This window comes from Nonomuraea candida, assembly GCF_000725485.1.
In the GTDB taxonomy this organism is placed as follows: domain Bacteria; phylum Actinomycetota; class Actinomycetes; order Streptosporangiales; family Streptosporangiaceae; genus Nonomuraea; species Nonomuraea candida.
The window spans coordinates 141,580-157,858 of the sequence record NZ_JOAG01000009.1 but is presented as its reverse complement, the minus strand read 5'-3'; the positions used below and the strand labels follow the sequence as shown (position 1 = coordinate 157,858).

Here is a 16,279-nt window from a genome sequence, read left to right as displayed (position 1 = left end):
CGCGCGGCGCAGGGTCACGGCGTGGCTACGCCGGGAAGTCCTTCGGGTCGATCGAGCGGGTCCGCGCGTTGCCGCCCTTCACGGGGTTGAGGGTCAGGGTGTAGATCCGGTACTGGCCGCCGCTGGTGCGGTACCTGAGCCGTTCGTCGAAGCGCTGGTACACCGCGGCCCGGGTGAACCTGCCCTTGGAGACGCTGAAGCGGTAGCCGGTGGTGAAGTAGACACGGTAGGTGCCGTCGCTGACGTCGCCGATGGTGGCCGACGACTTGGCCCGCACGTAGATGCTGACGGCCTTGGTCTTGCCCCTGACCAGGGTGACGACGCCGTCACGGGACAGGCCGTTCTTGATCTTGAGCTTGCCGGGGCCGCCGCTGATGCGGTCGTGAAGGATCCTGCCATTGCGCGGCCGCGCCGCCGCGGCCGACTCGGCCGTCAGCGTCACCGAGGTGACGGAGCGCTCGCTGGTCGCGGTGGCGGCACTTGCGGGAGCGGAGGTGAGCAGCCCGCCGGCCAGCGCCGCGGCCGCGACGACCCCGGTGCGCAGGGCGGTTCCTTCGAGCAGTTTCTTCACGATGAACATCTCCTTTGTGACGCATGGTCACGGTAAAGATAGAAGAAACCGATCTCATCCGACACCGGGTATTTGCTTAGGTTCGGGGCCGGGCGGACGGGGTGCGCGCGGGGCCGCCGCACCACCTGACCACCGCCGCCACCGCCTGACCGGGCAGCTCGGGGCCGTCCTCGGCCGCCCAGGCGACATATCCGTCCGGCCTGATCAGGACCGCGCCCGGCAGGCCCGCCACGACCGGCCCCGCGTACCGGGCGATCGTGGCCCGGTTCCCGATCGCGTCGCCCGCCGCCCGCGCCACGCCGCCCGCCCGGGTGGTGTCCACCAGCAGGTGGCGGCCGTCGCGCAGCAGCTCGTACAGCCGGCCCTGCGCGCACCGCAGGTCGGGCACGCGCCGGCCGGTCCACGGGTGGGCCCCTCGGGCGGGGGCGGGATAGCGGATGCCGAGCCCGGTCAGCCGCCCGGCGAGCGGCTCGCGCGTCCAGCGCAGGCGCAGGACCAGCCGGAGCGTCAGCGCCCGCAGCGCGCGGCGCAGCGCCGAGCGGCCCAGCACGAGGCGGTTGAAAGCGTCGGTCAGGGCCAGCACCTGCGCGCCCACCCGGTGCCGCTCGCGCTCGTAGCTGTCCAGCAGCCCGTCGGGCGCCTGCCCGCGCACGGCGGCGGCCAGCTTCCAGCCCAGGTTCATCGCGTCCTGGAGGCCGGTGTTCATGCCCTGGCCGCCCAGCGGCGAGTGCACGTGGGCGGCGTCGCCCGCCAGGAACACCCGGCCGGCGCGGTAGCGGCGGGCCTGCCTGCGCTCGCTCCGGAAGCGCGAGCTCCACCGCTGCTCGGCCATGCCGAAGTCGGTGCCGGCGATGCGCAGGAAGGCGTCGCGCATCTCCTCCAGGGGCAGCGGCACGTCCAGGGGCACCTGCTCGCGCAGCCGGTCCCAGGCGATGGCGCGGAACCAGCCGTCGCCGAACGGCACCATGAGCACCACGCCCTCGCGGTTCGCCCAGGCGAACAGGCTGTCCTCGGGCGGCGCGGCCAGGCGGACGTCGGCCAGCAGGATGTGCGTCTCGTACTGCTTGCCGGCGAAGTCGATGCCGGCCAGGCCGCGGACCCTGCTGTGCGCGCCGTCGCAGCCCACGACGTAACCGGCCGACTCCGTGCCGCCGCCGGCCAGCTCCAGGAGCACCCGCCGGCCGTCCTGGCGCAGGCCGGTGACCTCGGCGCCGCGCACGATCTCGACGCCCAGCTCGCGGGCGCGCGCCTCCAGCAGGTGCTCGGTGCCGCTCTGGGGGACGATCAGCACCATGGGGTACCTGGTCCGCAGGGTGCTCAGGTCGAGGACGGCGCCCGGGGCCGGCTGGACCCGGCGTACGGGGACGCCCCGCTCCAGCAGGTCGTCCGCCAGGCCCCGGGCGTCCAGCAGCTCCAGGGTGCGGGCGTGCACGGCGAACGCCCTGGTGATGTTGGGCTGTGCGGTCCGGCGTTCCAGGACCTTGCAGCGGACGCCCGCCTGCGCCAGCTCGCAGGCCAGCATGAGGCCGGTCGGCCCGGCGCCCACCACGATCACGTCGGTCGAGTTCATCGTGTGTCATCCCTCCGGTGTCTCGATGCCCCCACCATGCGCCGGGAAGCGGACGCGTCGAATCCGCGAAGTGCACAGTCCGGCTCGGGCGGCCTCCCCTGCCCCGGCGCTCGCATCCGTGAAGTCACCGGTCGCGCCGCCCCTGCCGGGCAGCGGCCCCGCGCCCGCGCGGGTCACCGTTCGCGGCGCCCGCGGCCCCGGGTCGTCTGCCGCGGCGCCCGCGGCCCCGCCGGGTCAGCGGCCGCCGTCCAGCAGGCCCGGCTGTTCCAGGGAGAGTCTGACCAGTTCGGCCCGCGACGACAGGCCCAGCTTCACGAAGACCTTGTGCAGGTGGTAGTCGACCGTGCGCGGGCTCAGGAACAGGTGCGCCGCGATCTCCCTGTTGGTCCCGCCCTCGCTGACCAGCCGGGCGATCAGCAGTTCCTGCGGGGTGAGGTCGGCGGTCGTGCTGGGGTCGCGCCTGCGCGCGGTCTCGCCGCTGGCCTGCAGCTCCGCGCGGGCGAGCGCGGCCCAGGGCGCGGCGTCCAGCCGTTCGAAGCCCTCGCGGGCGGCGCGCAGGTGGCGTCGCGCCTCGATCCGCCGCCGGCGCCTGCGCAGCGTCTCGCCGTACAGCAGCGCCGTCCGGGCGGCGTCGAACGGCCGGCCGGCCCGCGCGTGCAGCGCCAGCGCCGCGGCGAAGTGCTCCTCGTCGCCTTCCACCAGGCCCCGGCAGCGGGCCACCAGCGCGTGCGCCCACGGGGCGCGGGACGGCTCGGCCCAGCGGCGCAGCAGCTCCAGGGCGCCGGCGGCGCGCTCCGGCCGGTCCGTACGCACGGCGGCCTCCACCAGGTCGGCGGCGGCGAAGATCTTCACGACGGGATGCCCCTCGCCGGGGGCGGCGTCCGCCAGCGCCGTCAGCCGGTCGAACGCCTCGCCGGTGCGGCCCTCCCCCAGCTCCAGCAGGGCCGGCGCCCATGCCGCGATCCCGGCCGGCGGCCCGAGCCGCTGGCCGATGGCGTGGGCGAGGGCCGCGCCGGCCTCCGTACGGCATTCGCGCGCGCGGCCCTGGGCGGCGGCGATCCAGGCGAGCACCGCCCGGTGGTGCGCGGCGGGATTGTCCTGCCCGGTGTCCAGCGCCAGCCGCAGGCCCTCGGTGGCGGTGGCGCGGGCGGCGGCGAAGCGGCCGGTCCACATCTGCAGCGAGGCGAGCGGCGCGAGCACCATGGGCAGCGCGCTGACCGCGCCGGCCGTGCGGGCGCGCACGACCGCGGAGGTGAACAGGTCGAGCGCCGCGTCGTCGTCCCCCAGGAACATGGCCGCGCCCGCGCCCAGCGCCAGGTCCTGCGGGTCGGCGGCGTCCCGCGCCAGCGCGAGCCCCTCGCGCAGCGCGGGCGCGGCCCGGCCGGCGTCGCCCTCCAGCAGCGCGACGAGCCCGGCCAGCAGCCGGGCGGCCGAGACGGCGGCGCCCTCCGTCACCTCCGAGAGGCGGCGGGCCGCGGTGACGAGCTTCGGCAGGTCGGCGATGGTCCACGCCTGCCGGCCCGCTTCGGCGAGCATGCGGGCGGCCCGGCCGGGGTCCAGCCGGGCGATGGGCTCGGCGCCGGCCACGAGCATCGTGTACGCCGTCGCCGGCCGGCCGCTGACGCCCTCGATCGTTCCCCGCACGTGCTCGCCCCTGGCGCGCAGCAGCGGGTCGGCCGTGTCGCGGGCGGCCTCGTCCAGCAGCGCGCGGGCCCGGTCCCGGCGGCCGGCCAGCCAGTCCGCCTCGGCGGCGAGCGTCAGCCGGCGCGCCCGCGCCTCGCCCGCGGCGGTCAGCGCGGCGGCCCGGCTCAGCGCGCCTGCGGCGGCCGCGTGCGCGCCGCGCCGGGCGGCCCGGCCGGCGGACGCCTCCAGCTCCCCGGCCACCGCCTCGTCCGGGCCGGTCGCGGCCGCCGCCAGGTGCCAGGCCCGCCGGTCGGCGTCCTCGTCCGTCAGCGCCTCCGCCAGCGCCCGCTCCACGGCCTGGCGCCGCAGGAAGGTCGCGCCCCGGTAGACGGCCGAGCGCACGAGCGGGTGGCGGAAGGTCAGGACGCCGCCGTCCACCCGGACGAGCCCGGCGTTCTCGGCCTCGTCGAGCGCGTCGGGGCCGGGCTCCAGCCGCCGCGCCGTCCTGAGCACGAGATTCACGTCGCCGCTCTCGTCGGCGGCGGCGACCAGCAGCAGGGTCTGCGCGGGCGCGCTCAGCCGGCGCACCCGGGCCAGGAAGACCTGCTCGACCACCTCGCCGACGGGCAGGCGCGCCGGCAGGGGACGGGCGCCCGAAAGCTGCTCGGCCGACAACGAGCCGGGCAGTTCGAGCAGGCCGAGCGGGTTGCCCGCGGTGGTGGTCACGAGCAGGCCGGCGACCTCGGGCGCGATCTCCACCGCCGCCCGCTCGGCCAGCAGCGCCCGCGCCGCCTCCGGCGCCAGCCCGCCCAGGCGCAGCTCGGGCAGCCCGGCCAGCGCCTTCGGGTACGGGGCCGCGGCGAGCGGGGGCGGCGGGACCGTGCCGGTCTCCTCGTCGCGCGCGGCGAACAGCAGCACCACGCCCTCGGCCTCCAGCCGCCGCGCCACGAACGCCAGCGCGTCGGCGGAGGCCCCGTCGAGCCAGTGGGCGTCGTCGATCAGGCACAGCAGCGGCCCGTCCTCGGCCACCTCCGACAGCAGGCTCAGCACCGCGACCGAGACCAGGAACCGGTCCGCCTCGACGGGGTCGCCCAGCCCGAACGCGCCCCGCAGGGCGGCGGCCTGCCCGGCGGGGATCGCGTCGATCCGGTCCGCCACGGGCCGCAGGAGCTGGTGCGCGGCGGCGTACGGCAGCTCGGACTCCGGCTCGACGCCGCAGCCCCGCAGCACCCGCAGGTCGTGCGCCCGCGCGGCGGCGAAGTCGAGCAGCGCGGACTTGCCGATGCCCGCCTCGCCCCTGAGGACCAGGACGCCGCTGCGCCCCTCGCGAGCGCCGTCGAGCAGCCGCGCCAGGAGGGCGCACTCCCGCTCCCTGCCATGCAGCATGCCTTGATCGTACGACCGCCCCCGGCAGGGCTCAGCGGCCTTCCCCCGCGGGGTGCAGGACGGGGGCGCTGAGCCGGGCGCACAGGTCCCAGACCGCGTTCTGCGCGGCGGGGTCGAGCGCGGCGGCCGGGAGCGGCTTGCGGCGGCACTTGCCGTCCACGTACGCCCCGGTCACCCCCTCCAGCTCGGGCGCGCAGGCGGCGTGCACGCTGGAGCGGGCCGAGCGGGTCAGGTCGGACAGGAAGAGCGGGGCGACGACCTTCAGCACCAGCGGCGCGATCGGCCGGTAGAGGATCGGGAACGCCCGGACCGGGATGGCCCGGTTCATCGGCGTGTGGCCGTGGCCGGGGTAGACCACGTTCGCCGTCACGCCCGTGCCTTCGAGCTCCCGCGCCAGGCGGTGGGTCAGCGCCATCGTCATCGTCTTGGTGTGGTTGTAGTGGGTGAACGTCCACCCGACGTAGCGGCGCTCCCCCATGAGGTCGCCGGGGTCGATGCGGCCGCCGGGGATGCCGCCGGTGAGGTTGACCACGCGGGCGGCGGGGGCGCGCCGCAGCAGTGGCAGGAGGAGATGGGTGAGCGTGTACGGCGCCAGGACGTGGGCCGCGAACATCTTCTCCACGCCGTCGGCGGTCGTCTGGCGGGTGGGCTGGTTCACGCCGACGTTGTTGACCAGCACGTCCAGCCGGTCGTGCCGCTCGGTGACCGCGTCCGCCACGCGGCGCAGGCCGTCGAGCCGCGTGCAGTCGGCGGCGACGGCGTGCACGCGGTCGTGGCCCGCGCTGTCCCTGAGGTCGCGGGCGGCGCGCTGCCCGCGCTCGGGGTCGAGGCCGACGAGGACCACCGAGGCGCCCCGCCTGGCCAGCTCGCGGGCCGTCTCCATGCCGATGCCGCCGGTGCCGCCGGTGACGAGGACTGCCCTGCCATTCATGTCATTCGATGCCATGAACGACACTATATGCCTACCGATACACTCGGACGCATGGCAGGGTTGAGAGAGCGCACGAGACGGGCCGTGCAGGCCGAGCTGGCGGCGGTGGCGCTGGAGCTGTTCACCGAGCGGGGGTTCGACGAGGTGACCGTCGACGACATCGCCCGCGCGGCCGGGGTGTCCAAGCGCAGCTTCTTCCGCTACTTCCCGGCCAAGGAGGACGCGGTGTTCGGCGGCGTCCAGGTCATGGGCGACGACATCGCCGAGCAGCTCGCCGCCCGCCCGGCCGGCGAGCCGCCGTGGGAGTCGCTGCACGCGGTCCTGCGCGAGTGGGTCGCGCGCATCGACGCGGAGAGCCGGGCGGCGCTGCGCCTGATCGAGAGCACGCCGACGCTGCGCGCCCGCTTCCACGACCGGCGCGAGCAGGCGCGCGGGCACATCGCGGCGGCGCTGGCCGCCCGCACGGGCCTCGACCCCTTCACGATCGATCTCCTGACGGCCGCCGCCGGGGCCGCCGTCGAGTGCGCCGCCCGCGAGTGGCTGCGCGCGGGCCCGGACGCCGGCCACATGGCCCTCGTGGACACCGCGTTCGACCGCCTCCGCCCCTCCTGCGCCGGCCCCTGACCCGCTGCCCTCCCGCCGCCTTCCGGCCGCCTGAGCCGGTGCCTTCCGGCCGCCTGACCCGCCGCCTGAGCCGGTGCCTTCCGGCCGCCTGATGCGGTGCCCGGCCCGCCGCCCTCCGGCCGGGGTGCGCCCGCGGGTGTGCCGGCGGCGGTTCCGCACCCCGCTGAAGTGGCGCTTCATGGCATATGGCCTAGACTGCGGCAGATGTTCGCGGCCCCTGCCCGGCTGGCCTGGCTGGACGCCCTGCGGGGGCCGGCAGCGCTGGCCGTCACCATGCACCACGCCGGCTGGACGTTCGTCCCGGGCGTCTGGGCGGCGGTGGACCGCCTGATCGACCTGGGCACGTGGGGCGTGTTCGTGTTCTTCCTGGTCAGCGGATACATCATCCCCGCCTCCCTGGAGCGGCGCGGCGACCTGCGCGCGTTCTGGACCGGCCGCGCCTTCCGGCTCCTGCCGCTGCTGCTGGCCGCCTCCGGACTGGCGCTCCTCCTCGCCCTGGCCGGCGTGCTGCCCTTCCCCCCGGGGATCGGCGGGCGGCCGTGGCCGGTGGTCGCGCTGGGCAACGTGACGATGCTGCAGGAGCTGCTCAACCTGCCCGCCGTCATCAACGTGACCTGGACGCTCTCGTACGAGATGGCGTTCTACCTGCTGAGCGTGGCGCTGTTCGCGGTGCGGCAGGCGCACCGGTCGGCGGGGATCTCCGTCGCGCTGGCGATGGCGGCCGTGCCGCTGGGCCTGCTGCTGCCGAAGGCGGTGATCGGCGGCCGGGCCGACCTGGCCGCCACGCTGCTCGGGCTCGCCGTCGTCGCGGCCGTCGGGGTGACGGCGCTCGGGCAGGGCCGGGCGCGCACGGTGGCGGCCGTCGCGGGCGGGCTGCTGGGCCTGGCGCTGGTGGTCCTGGGCAGCAGGGGCGGCACCTGGCAGGGGGTGATCATCCTGGCGACGATGTTCGCGGGCACGGCGGTGTACCGGGCCGAGCAGGGCACGATCCCCTGGCGGGCCGCCTGGATGGCGGTGGCGGCGGTGCTGGGCTGCGGGATCTTCGCCAAGGACGACCCGGCCTGGGCGCCGGCGATCGTGCTGGCGTTCGGCGTCTTCTGGCTGACGTACGCGCTGCGGCGGCGCGCGTTCCCGCGCTGGGCCTCCCGGCTCGGTGTGATCAGCTTCTCCGTCTACCTGCTGCACCCGATCCTGCTGCACGTGCTGCCGGACCTGCCGCTGTTCCTGCTCGCGCTGATCCCGCTCAGCCTGCTGAGCCACCGCCTGATCGAGGCCCCCGGCCAGCGCCTCGGCCGCCGCCTGATCCGGCGGCCGTGACGGCGGGGTGCGGGAAGGCGCGAGCCGTCCCGCCACGAGCCGCACCCGGTCAGCGGTGCGTGCCGGCGTAGATGGCGCGGGCGGCGAAGCCGATCCACTCGGGGCGCTCCCAGGTGGTCCAGCGGGCGCGGGCCTCCTTGTCGATCCGGGCGGCCGTCTCGTCGGCGGAGACGCCGGCCGCGCGCAGCCGGGAGACCTCCCCGTACACGTAGTCGAGGTAGTCGCGGACGTCGCGGATCAGCGAGGTGCCGCCCACCTCGCCGTGGCCGGGCACGACGATCTCCGGGGCGCGGGCGATCAGGTCGTCGAGGACGCCGATCCAGCCGCCGCAGTCCACGTCCACGTCGTGCGGCGGGAAGTACGGCGCGATCGGGAAGATCCGGGTCTCGATGAGATCGCCGCCGAACAGCACCCGGTCGTCGATGACGATGACCTGGTCGGAGCCCGTGTGCGCGGGCCCGACGGCCCGCAGCACCGCCTTGTGCCCGCCCAGGTCGAGCTCGGCCTCGCCCTCGTAGACCAGGTCGGGATCGACGAGTTCGACGCCTTCGAGCTCGGCCGCGGCGGCGGCGCTCAGCTCCCTGAACATCTCCACGTACGCGGCGCCCTTGCGGTGCAGCTCCGCGCGCTGGGAGGCGTTGTAGACGATCGTGGCGGCGCCCTTGAACGCCTGCGCCCCGAACCCGTGCTCGGGGTGGAAGTGCGTGACGGTCAGGTACAGGTGGCGGTCGCCGGCCAGGCGCCGGGCCTGCTCCAGGACGTGGGCGCCGTTGCGGGGCCCCATGCCGGTGTCGATGACCAGCGCGGCGTGCTCGCCGACGACGATGCCGACGTTCGGGACGAGCTCGACGCGCTGGTCGGGGATGACGTACACGCCGTCGGACAGCTCGACGGGCTCGCCGCGCACGACCGGGGCCGGGCCCGTCTCGATGTCGGGGAGGGCGCCGGGGATCTGCGGGGAATCGGCGGGGCACATGGCCGGTCTCCAATCTGAACAGTGTTGAGATGCATGTGAGCGTAGCAGAGATCTGAGCGGTGTTAAGATCGGGTGATGGCGAGAGAGCGGTACCACCACGGCGATCTGCGCAGCGCGCTGCTGGACGCCGCCGAGACACTCGTACGCGAGCGCGGCGCCGACGGGTGGTCCCTGCGCGAGGCCTCGGCGCGGGTCGGTGTCAGCCCCAGCGCCGCCTACCACCACTTCGCCTCCCGCGACACGCTGGTCCGCGCCCTGTCCGAGCGGACGCTCGGCTGGCTCGGGGAGCGCCTGCGCCAGGACTGCGAACGCGCGCCGGGCCAGGAGGACGACCCGCAGTGCCGGCTGATCGCCCTGGGCCGCGGCTATGTCCGCTGGGCGCTCGACGACCCGGCCGTCGCCCGGCTGGTGCTGCGCGGCGGCGCCACCGGCCCGGACTCCTCCATCTCCCCGCACCCGCACGACGTGCTCACCGCCGAGCTCGACCGGCTCGCCGAGGCCGGCGCGCTGCCGGGACCGGCGCGGGAGGGGGCGGAGTTCGTGGTGTGGGCGGCGCTGCACGGGCTGGCCGTGCTGCTGGCCGACGGCCTGGTCCGCTTCGACGACCCGCACGCGGTGGGCCTCCAGACCGAGCGGGTCGTCCGTACCACCCTCAACGGCCTGGCGCAGGAGTCGTCCCCCACGGCGGGCCGGCCGCCGGCCCGCTCCGCCTACACCGAACGCCTGGCCGCCCGCCGCGCACCCGAGTGAAGCCGCCCGCTCGGTGAAGCCGCCCGCTCGGGTGAAGCCTCCCGCTCGGGGGAGCCGGCGGGTGGAGCCTTCCCGGCGGGCGCGTCTCGGGAGGCCCGTTCAGGGGGCGGGCGGACGCCTGACCCGGAGGGCGCCGGCGGTCAGGGGGCGGGCTCCCCGAGTTCCTCCGTCAGCACGCGCTGGGCGACCGCGAAGGCGGCGTTGGCGGCCGGGACGCCGCAGTAGATGGCGCTCTGGAGCAGCACCTCGCCGATCTCGTCGGGGGTCAGACCGTTGCGCAGGGCGGCGCGTACGTGCATGGCCAGCTCCTCCAGGTGCCCCCGGGCGACCAGTGCGGTGAGCGTGACGCAACTGCGGGTGCGGCGGTCGAGGCCGGGCCGGGTCCAGATCTCCCCCCACGCGTAACGGGTGATCAGGTCCTGGAAGTCGCGGGTGAAGGGGGTCGTACGGGCCACCGCGCGGTCCACGTGCGCGTCGCCCAGCACCTCGCGGCGCACCCGCATCCCGGGGACGGCGGGCAGATGGGCGAGCAGCGCCCGCGTGACGCGCTCCGGCTGGTCGGCCACGGCCAGGTGCGCGGCGCCGGGGATCTCGACGAGCGTGGCGCCGGGGATGCCGTCGGCCAGCTCCCTGGCATGCGCCGGTGGCGTCGCCGGGTCGTCGCGACCGGCCACGACCAGGGTGGGCACGGTGATGCCCGCCAGCTCGCCGCGCAGGTCGTAGCCGGCCAGGGCGTCGCAGCAGGCGGCGTACCCGGCCGGGTCGGCGGCGGCCAGGTCGTCCAGCAGCGCGCGGTCGGGCGGGCCCGCGAACCAGCGCCGCGCGGTCGCCTCCAGCAGCGGCCCGGTGCCCTCCGACCGCACCAGCGCGGCCCGGTCGTGCCAGGAGCCCGGGTCGCCGAACCTGGCGCTGGAGCAGATCATCGCCAGGGAGCGCAGCCGTCCCGGACGGCGGGCCGCCAGGGTGGCGCCGATCGCGCCGCCGATCGAGACGCCCGCGTAGTGGAAGTCGTCCAGGCCCGCGTCGGCGGCCGCCTCCAGGACCAGCTCCGCCAGGTCCGCCACGGTGCCCACCTGGTGCACGGGGGACTCGCCGTGGCCCGGCAGGTCGAACCTGAGCACCCGGAAGGTCCGGGCCAGGGCCGGGAGCTGCGGCTCCCACAGGCGCAGGGAGGTGCCCAGGGACGGGCCCAGAACGAGCGGCTCCCCGTGCCCTGGACCGTCCATCCGGTAGTGCAGCATCAGCGTGGTGCCTCGTCTTCGTCACGCGCGTCTTCGTCACGCGCGTCTTCGTCACGCGCGTCTTCGCCAGGCACGCCCTCTTCGCCAGGCACGCCGTCGGTGGCCAGGGCGCGGTCCACGAGGGCGGGGGCGGGGCCCGGGTCGCCGGGGACGGTCAGGTTGGCGCGCATGCGTTCAGGGTGGACCCGGAGGTCGGCGAACAGCTCGGCCGCGTCGCGGGCCGCGCCCGCCACCAGGCGCAGCGCCTCGCGCAACGGCTGCCACTCGGCGTGCCAGGCGCCGGAGGGCCGCTCGTCCTCGGCGGCGAGGGAGCCGTACAGGATCGCGGCCAGCGCGGGGACCTGGCGGGCGGCGGCGGCGATCATCGTGGCTCTGACCGGATTGTGCTTGTGCGGCATGGACGACGAGCCGCCGCCCACGCCCTCGGACAGCTCACCGATCTCGGTACGCGACAACACCAGCACGTCGGCCGCCGCCTTGCCCAGCGCCCCCGCCGTGAACGCCAGCGCCCCGGCCAGGTCGGCGACGGGCGTGCGCAGCACGTGCCACGGCAGCCCGGGCGCGGCCAGCCCCAGCTCCGCCGCGAACCGCCCGGGCAACTCCAGCACCACGTCCCCAGCCGGGCCCACGCCCACGCCCGAGCCCGAGGGCGGGGCTGGGGGCGGGACCGGATCCGAAGCCAGGGCCGGATCCGAGGGCGGGGCCGAGCCCGAGACCGGGGCCGCATCCGGGGGCGGGGTCGTATCCGCGGGTGGGCGGAAGGCGGCCAGGGTGCCGGCTGCGCCGCCGAGCTGAGCCGGGAGGGACGCGCGGGCGGCGGCGAGGCGGGCGCGGGCGTCGCGGGCGAGCCGGCGCCAGCCCGCCGCCTTGAGCCCGAACGTCGTGGGCACGGCCTGCTGCGTGAGCGTCCTGGCGGCCATCGGGGTGTCGCGGTGCCGGGCCGCCAGCGCGGTCAGCGCCCCGATCACGCGGTCGAGGTCGGCCAGGACGGGGCCCAGGGCGCGGCGGGCGACGAGCATGAGCGCGGTGTCCATGATGTCCTGGCTGGTCGCGCCCCGGTGCACGTACGCGGCGTGCGGCCCGGCCGCCTCGCGCAGGTCCCGTACGAGCGGGATGACCGGGTTGCCGCCCGAGCGGGCCCGGGCCACCAGGTCCGGCAGGCTGAAGGCCGGGACGCGGGCGGCCTCCGACACCGCCCGCGCCGCCTCGGGCGGGGCCAGGCCGAGGGCCGCCTGGGCACGGGTGAGCGCGGCCTCGGCGTCCAGCATGGCCCGCAGCACGGCGACGTCCCCGGTGTCCGCGACCGCGCCCCGCATCGGCGCCAGCAACCCGAGATCGGCCTCCGCCGCACTCGCGGACGCCGGACCCGCGGATGCCGGGTGCGGCTGTGGGGCGGGGTCAGCCGAAGTCAAGGAAGACCGTCTCCTTCTCGCCCTGCAGATGGATGTCGAACCGGTAGACCCCCTCGCGCTCCTCCGCCGCCACCAGCGTCTGCCGCCGCTCCGGCGTGAGCGCGTCGAGGAAGGCGTCCTGCCCGAGCCGCCCGGGGTAGATGCGGGTGTAGAGGTGGTGCAGCAGGCCACGGGCGAACACGCACACGCTGATGTACCCGTTCCCCGGCATGACCGTGCGCAACGTCCAGTGCCCGTCCGCGTCGGTGGCGACGCGGCCGAAGCCGGTGAAGCGCACGCCGTCGCGGCCCAGGATCGCGCCGTTCGTCGGGTCGCGGCGCAGCGTGCCCGGCGCCCCGGCGAGCGAGCCCCGCTCGTCGGCCTGCCAGAACTCCAGCAGCGCGTCCGGCACCGGGTCGCCGGCGCCGTCGTAGACGTGGCCGTGCACGGCGATCCCGCCGGCGGCCAGCTCGCCGCCTCCGGGGAACGGCAGCGCGTACCCGTAGAACGGGCCGACCGTCTGCGAGGGGGTGGGCTTCATCGGCCTTCCTCCATCCAGGTCGCCGCGGGACCGTCGAGCACGATGTCCCACCGGTAGCCGAGCGACCACTCGGGCTCGGACAGGTCGTGCTCGTAGGTGGCGACCAGCCGCTGCCTGGCGCTGTCGTCCGTCACCGACTGCATGATCGGGTCGTACGGGAAGAGCGGGTCGCCCGGGAAGTACATCTGGGTGACGAGCCGCTGGGTGAAGGCGCTGCCGAAGAGCGAGAAGTGGATGTGCGCCGGCCGCCAGGCGTTGAGGTGGTTGCGCCACGGGTAGGCGCCGGGCTTGATCGTGGTGAACAGGTAGCCGCCGTCGTCGCCGGTCAGGCAGCGGCCCACGCCGGAGAAGTTGGGGTCGAGCGGCGCGGAGTGGTCGTCGCGCTGGTGCAGGTAGCGGCCGGAGGCGTTGGCCTGCCAGATCTCCACGAGCTGCCCGCGCACGGGCCGGCCCTGGCGGTCGAGCACCCGCCCCCGCACCGTGATCCGCTCGCCCAGCGGCTCGCCCAGGTGCTGCCTGGTGAGGTCGTTGTCGAGCGCGGTCACGTCGCTGGGGCCGAACACCGGCCCGGACAACTCGGCCGCCTCCGGGTCCTTGACCGCGACCAGCGGCTGCTTGGGGTGGCGCAGCAGCGTGCTGCGGTAGGGGCCGTAGTCGCGGGCGGGGTGGTCGGCCGCCTCTCCGGCGCGCGCCGCGCGGAGCGCCGCGATCTCGCCGTCGATGTCGGCCTGCTTGAGGGGTTCGGACATCACACTACCTTTCGAGTACGACGGCCAGCCCCTGGCCGACGCCGATGCACAGACAGGCGAGACCGGTGCCGGACCCGGCGGCGGCCAGCCGGTGCGCCACCGCGCCGGTGACCCGGGCTCCGGAGGCGCCGAGCGGGTGGCCGATCGCGATCGCGCCGCCGTCGGGGTTGACGATGGCGGGGTCGAGGTCGGGCAGCTCGGCCAGGCAGCCCAGCACCTGGGCGGCGAACGCCTCGTTCAGCTCGGCGGTGGTCAGGTCGCCGAAGCCCTTGCCCGCCTTGGCCAGCGCCTTCTGCGCGGCCTCGACGGGGCCGAGCCCGAAGTAGCGCGGCTCCAGGGCGCTGACGCCACTGGCCACGATCCTGGCCAGGGGCTCGCGCCCGCGCAGCCCCGCCTCGTCGGTCAGCAGCAGCGCCGCGGCCCCGTCGTTGAGCGGCGAGGAGTTGCCCGCGGTGACGGTGCCGCCGTCCTTGCGGAAGACGGGCTTGAGCCTGGCCAGCGCCTCCAGGGAGGTGTCGTGGCGGATGCCCTCGTCGGCGGTCACGCCCGCGACGGGCACGATCTCGCGCCCGAACGACGCCTTGACCGCCTTCTGGTGGCTGGCCAGCGCGAACGCGTCCTGCTCCGCGCGGCCGATGCGGTGCTTGTCGGCGATCAGCTCGGCGCCCTCGCCGAGTGCGACGGTGTGCTCGGCGGGCATGGCCGGGTTGACCAGCCGCCAGCCGAGCGTGGTGGAGACCAGCTCCTGGCCGCCCGCCGGGAACGCCTTGTCGGGCTTGGGCAGCACCCAGGGCGCGCGGGTCATCGACTCGACGCCGCCCGCGATGACGGTGGAGGCGTCGCCGACCGCGATGGCGCGGTAGGCGTGGATGACGGCCTCCATGCCGGAGCCGCACAGCCGGTTGACGGTCACGCCCGGCGTGGTGATCGGCAGGCCGGCCAGGATCGCGGCCATGCGGGCGACGTTGCGGTTCTCCTCGCCCGCGCCGTTGGCGTTGCCGAGCACCACCTCGTCGGCGCCGTCGAGGCCGTTGCGCTCGGCCAGCGCGGCGACGACGTGGGCGGCCAGGTCGTCGGGGCGGACGCCGGACAGGGCGCCGCCGTAGCGGCCGAACGGCGTGCGTACGGCGTCGAGGACGTAGACGTCCTTCATGCGAGAACCTCCGCGTCGGTGCGGTCGCGAATCTGCTCCAGGCTCACTCCGGGCGCGCGCTCGACGAGCCTGAGCCCCTGCCCGGTGACGTCGAGGACGCCGAGGTCGGTGATGATCCGGTGCACGCACTCCTTGCCCGTCAGCGGCAGCGTGCACTCCCCCACGACCTTCGGCGAGCCGTCCTTGGCGTTGTGGTCCATGATCACGAGCACCTTGCGGGCGCCGTGCACCAGGTCCATGGCCCCGCCCATGCCCTTGACGAGCTTGCCCGGCACCATCCAGTTGGCCAGGTCGCCGCGGGCGGAGACCTGCATCGCGCCCAGCACGGCCACGTCGATGTGGCCGCCGCGGATCATGCCGAACGACAGCGAGGAGTCGAAGAACGACGCGCCGGGCAGCACGGTGACGGTCTCCTTGCCGGCGTTGACGAGGTCGGGGTCGACCTCGTGCTCCTGCGGGTAGGGGCCGACGCCGAGCACGCCGTTCTCCGAGTGCAGCACCACGTCCACGCCCGGCGGCAGGAACGAGGGGATGCGGGTGGGCAGGCCGATGCCCAGGTTGACGTAGTCGCCGTCGCGCAGCTCGGCCGCCGCCCGCGCGACCATCTCGTCACGGGTCCAGCTCATCCGGCGACCGCCTCTCCTGCCGGCGGCGCCGAGACCGTGCGCCGTTCGATGCCCTTGTCGGCGGCCTGCTCCGGGGTCAGGACCAGCACGCGCTGGACGAAGACGCCGGGCAGGTGCACCTCGTCGGGGTCCAGCTCGGCCAGCTCCTCGACCTCGGCGACCGTGATCCGGCCGGCCATGGCGGCCAGCGGGTTGAAGTTTCTGGCGGCCTTGCGGAAGACCAGGTTGCCGTGGCGGTCGCCCTTGGCGGCGCGGACGAGGGCGAAGTCGGTGCGGATGCCGCGCTCCAGCACGTAGGGGCGGCCGTCGAACTCGCGCACCTCCTTCGGCGGCGAGGCGACCGCGATCGAGCCGTCGGGGTTGTGCCGCAGCGGCAGGCCGCCCTCGGCGACGGGCGTGCCGACGCCGGCCGGGGTGTAGAAGGCGGGGATGCCGCTGCCGCCCGCGCGCAGCCGCTCGGCCAGGCTGCCCTGCGGGGTCAGCTCGACCTCCAGCTCGCCGGCCAGGTATTGGCGGGCGAACTCCTTGTTGTCGCCGATGTAGGAGGCGGTCACGCGGGCGATGCGCCCGGCCGCCAGCAGGACGCCGAGGCCGCCGCCGTCGACCCCGCAGTTGTTGGACACGACGCCGAGGCCGGTGGCGCCGCTGTCGTAAAGGGCCTGGATCAGCACATTGGGGATGCCGCTGAGGCCGAAGCCGCCGACGGCGAACGTCGCGCCGTCCCGCACTCCGGCCAGAGCCTCCGCGGCCGTGGCGACCACCTTGTCTCCGCGCACGACGCTCCGTTCCCGACGTGTTCGCTCTGCGAACTTTAGTTCATTATTATCAGG

The 16,279-nt window shown here is 75.7% G+C and carries 15 protein-coding genes; 3 read left to right on the top strand and 12 right to left on the bottom strand.

The genetic code is table 11. From position 1 onward, the window contains the following. Positions 1-25: 25 nt before the first annotated feature. The 4 genes from IO39_RS09060 to IO39_RS09045 all read right to left on the bottom strand — a co-directional run bounded on the left by IO39_RS09060 (position 26) and on the right by IO39_RS09045 (position 6,096). Positions 26-580, bottom strand: coding sequence for a hypothetical protein (locus IO39_RS09060; RefSeq protein WP_043618986.1), 555 nt, complete (start codon positions 578-580; stop codon positions 26-28). Positions 581-647: 67 nt separating this feature from the next. Continuing rightward, positions 648-2,141 (bottom strand): FAD-dependent monooxygenase, encoded by a 1,494-nt coding sequence (locus IO39_RS09055; protein WP_043618982.1) that lies wholly within the window; start codon positions 2,139-2,141, stop codon positions 648-650. A gap of 234 nt (positions 2,142-2,375) precedes the next feature. Beyond that, positions 2,376-5,150, bottom strand: coding sequence for a helix-turn-helix transcriptional regulator (locus IO39_RS09050; protein ID WP_043618979.1), 2,775 nt, complete (start codon positions 5,148-5,150; stop codon positions 2,376-2,378). Positions 5,151-5,181: 31 nt separating this feature from the next. Next, positions 5,182-6,096: an SDR family NAD(P)-dependent oxidoreductase gene (locus IO39_RS09045; protein ID WP_245641874.1), complete on the bottom strand. Its 915-nt coding sequence runs from the start codon at positions 6,094-6,096 to the stop codon at positions 5,182-5,184. A 36-nt stretch (positions 6,097-6,132) separates the two neighbouring features. Between IO39_RS09045 and IO39_RS09040 the strand changes: the two genes are divergently transcribed. After that, positions 6,133-6,705, top strand: coding sequence for a TetR family transcriptional regulator (locus tag IO39_RS09040; protein ID WP_043618976.1), 573 nt, complete (start codon positions 6,133-6,135; stop codon positions 6,703-6,705). 204 nt (positions 6,706-6,909) lie between these two features. Further along, positions 6,910-8,022 carry an acyltransferase family protein gene (locus tag IO39_RS09035; RefSeq protein ID WP_043618973.1) on the top strand — a complete coding sequence of 371 codons (1,113 nt, stop codon included), beginning with the start codon at positions 6,910-6,912 and terminating at the stop codon, positions 8,020-8,022. Between the two features lie 49 nt (positions 8,023-8,071). Here the strand turns inward: IO39_RS09035 and IO39_RS09030 are convergent, their stop codons facing one another. Continuing rightward, complete coding sequence (locus IO39_RS09030; RefSeq protein ID WP_052422624.1) at positions 8,072-8,998, bottom strand: MBL fold metallo-hydrolase; 927 nt, start codon at positions 8,996-8,998, stop codon at positions 8,072-8,074. 75 nt (positions 8,999-9,073) lie between these two features. Between IO39_RS09030 and IO39_RS09025 the strand changes: the two genes are divergently transcribed. After that, positions 9,074-9,748 carry a TetR/AcrR family transcriptional regulator gene (locus tag IO39_RS09025; protein WP_043618970.1) on the top strand — a complete coding sequence of 225 codons (675 nt, stop codon included), beginning with the start codon at positions 9,074-9,076 and terminating at the stop codon, positions 9,746-9,748. Positions 9,749-9,888: 140 nt separating this feature from the next. Here IO39_RS09025 and pcaDC read toward each other — a convergent pair whose 3' ends face one another. From pcaDC to IO39_RS08990, 7 genes are all read right to left on the bottom strand, one after another. Then, a complete protein-coding gene (gene pcaDC / locus IO39_RS09020; protein WP_043618967.1) occupies positions 9,889-10,989 on the bottom strand; it encodes a bifunctional 3-oxoadipate enol-lactonase/4-carboxymuconolactone decarboxylase PcaDC in 1,101 nt (366 codons plus the stop codon). Then, positions 10,989-12,305 carry a lyase family protein gene (locus IO39_RS09015; RefSeq protein ID WP_084772590.1) on the bottom strand — a complete coding sequence of 439 codons (1,317 nt, stop codon included), beginning with the start codon at positions 12,303-12,305 and terminating at the stop codon, positions 10,989-10,991. Before IO39_RS09015 ends, pcaDC begins: the two co-directional genes overlap by 1 nt. An 82-nt stretch (positions 12,306-12,387) precedes the next feature. Further along, positions 12,388-12,921 carry a protocatechuate 3,4-dioxygenase subunit alpha gene (gene pcaG / locus IO39_RS09010; protein WP_043618964.1) on the bottom strand — a complete coding sequence of 178 codons (534 nt, stop codon included), beginning with the start codon at positions 12,919-12,921 and terminating at the stop codon, positions 12,388-12,390. Next, on the bottom strand, positions 12,918-13,670 hold the full coding sequence (pcaH, locus tag IO39_RS09005; RefSeq protein ID WP_043619357.1) for a protocatechuate 3,4-dioxygenase subunit beta: 753 nt from the start codon (positions 13,668-13,670) through the stop codon (positions 12,918-12,920). The genes pcaG and pcaH overlap by 4 nt, the downstream gene beginning before the upstream one ends. 4 nt (positions 13,671-13,674) lie before the next feature. Beyond that, positions 13,675-14,823: a thiolase family protein gene (locus IO39_RS09000; RefSeq protein WP_043618961.1), complete on the bottom strand. Its 1,149-nt coding sequence runs from the start codon at positions 14,821-14,823 to the stop codon at positions 13,675-13,677. Next, on the bottom strand, positions 14,820-15,449 hold the full coding sequence (locus IO39_RS08995) for a CoA transferase subunit B (RefSeq protein WP_043618958.1): 630 nt from the start codon (positions 15,447-15,449) through the stop codon (positions 14,820-14,822). Before IO39_RS08995 ends, IO39_RS09000 begins: the two co-directional genes overlap by 4 nt. After that, positions 15,446-16,225, bottom strand: coding sequence for a CoA transferase subunit A (locus tag IO39_RS08990; RefSeq protein WP_043618954.1), 780 nt, complete (start codon positions 16,223-16,225; stop codon positions 15,446-15,448). The genes IO39_RS08995 and IO39_RS08990 overlap by 4 nt, the downstream gene beginning before the upstream one ends. Positions 16,226-16,279 lie beyond the last annotated feature (54 nt).

Coding starts and splice junctions, on each gene's coding strand:
- IO39_RS09060 (WP_043618986.1), bottom strand. CDS start 580: ATGTTCATCGTGAAGAAACTGCTCGAAGGAACCGCCCTGCGCACCGGG.
- IO39_RS09055 (WP_043618982.1), bottom strand. CDS start 2,141: ATGAACTCGACCGACGTGATCGTGGTGGGCGCCGGGCCGACCGGCCTC.
- IO39_RS09050 (WP_043618979.1), bottom strand. CDS start 5,150: ATGCTGCATGGCAGGGAGCGGGAGTGCGCCCTCCTGGCGCGGCTGCTC.
- IO39_RS09045 (WP_245641874.1), bottom strand. CDS start 6,096: ATGGCATCGAATGACATGAATGGCAGGGCAGTCCTCGTCACCGGCGGC.
- IO39_RS09040 (WP_043618976.1), top strand. CDS start 6,133: ATGGCAGGGTTGAGAGAGCGCACGAGACGGGCCGTGCAGGCCGAGCTG.
- IO39_RS09035 (WP_043618973.1), top strand. CDS start 6,910: ATGTTCGCGGCCCCTGCCCGGCTGGCCTGGCTGGACGCCCTGCGGGGG.
- IO39_RS09030 (WP_052422624.1), bottom strand. CDS start 8,998: ATGTGCCCCGCCGATTCCCCGCAGATCCCCGGCGCCCTCCCCGACATC.
- IO39_RS09025 (WP_043618970.1), top strand. CDS start 9,074: ATGGCGAGAGAGCGGTACCACCACGGCGATCTGCGCAGCGCGCTGCTG.
- pcaDC (WP_043618967.1), bottom strand. CDS start 10,989: ATGCTGCACTACCGGATGGACGGTCCAGGGCACGGGGAGCCGCTCGTT.
- IO39_RS09015 (WP_084772590.1), bottom strand. CDS start 12,305: ATGCGGGGCGCGGTCGCGGACACCGGGGACGTCGCCGTGCTGCGGGCC.
- pcaG (WP_043618964.1), bottom strand. CDS start 12,921: ATGAAGCCCACCCCCTCGCAGACGGTCGGCCCGTTCTACGGGTACGCG.
- pcaH (WP_043619357.1), bottom strand. CDS start 13,670: ATGTCCGAACCCCTCAAGCAGGCCGACATCGACGGCGAGATCGCGGCG.
- IO39_RS09000 (WP_043618961.1), bottom strand. CDS start 14,823: ATGAAGGACGTCTACGTCCTCGACGCCGTACGCACGCCGTTCGGCCGC.
- IO39_RS08995 (WP_043618958.1), bottom strand. CDS start 15,449: ATGAGCTGGACCCGTGACGAGATGGTCGCGCGGGCGGCGGCCGAGCTG.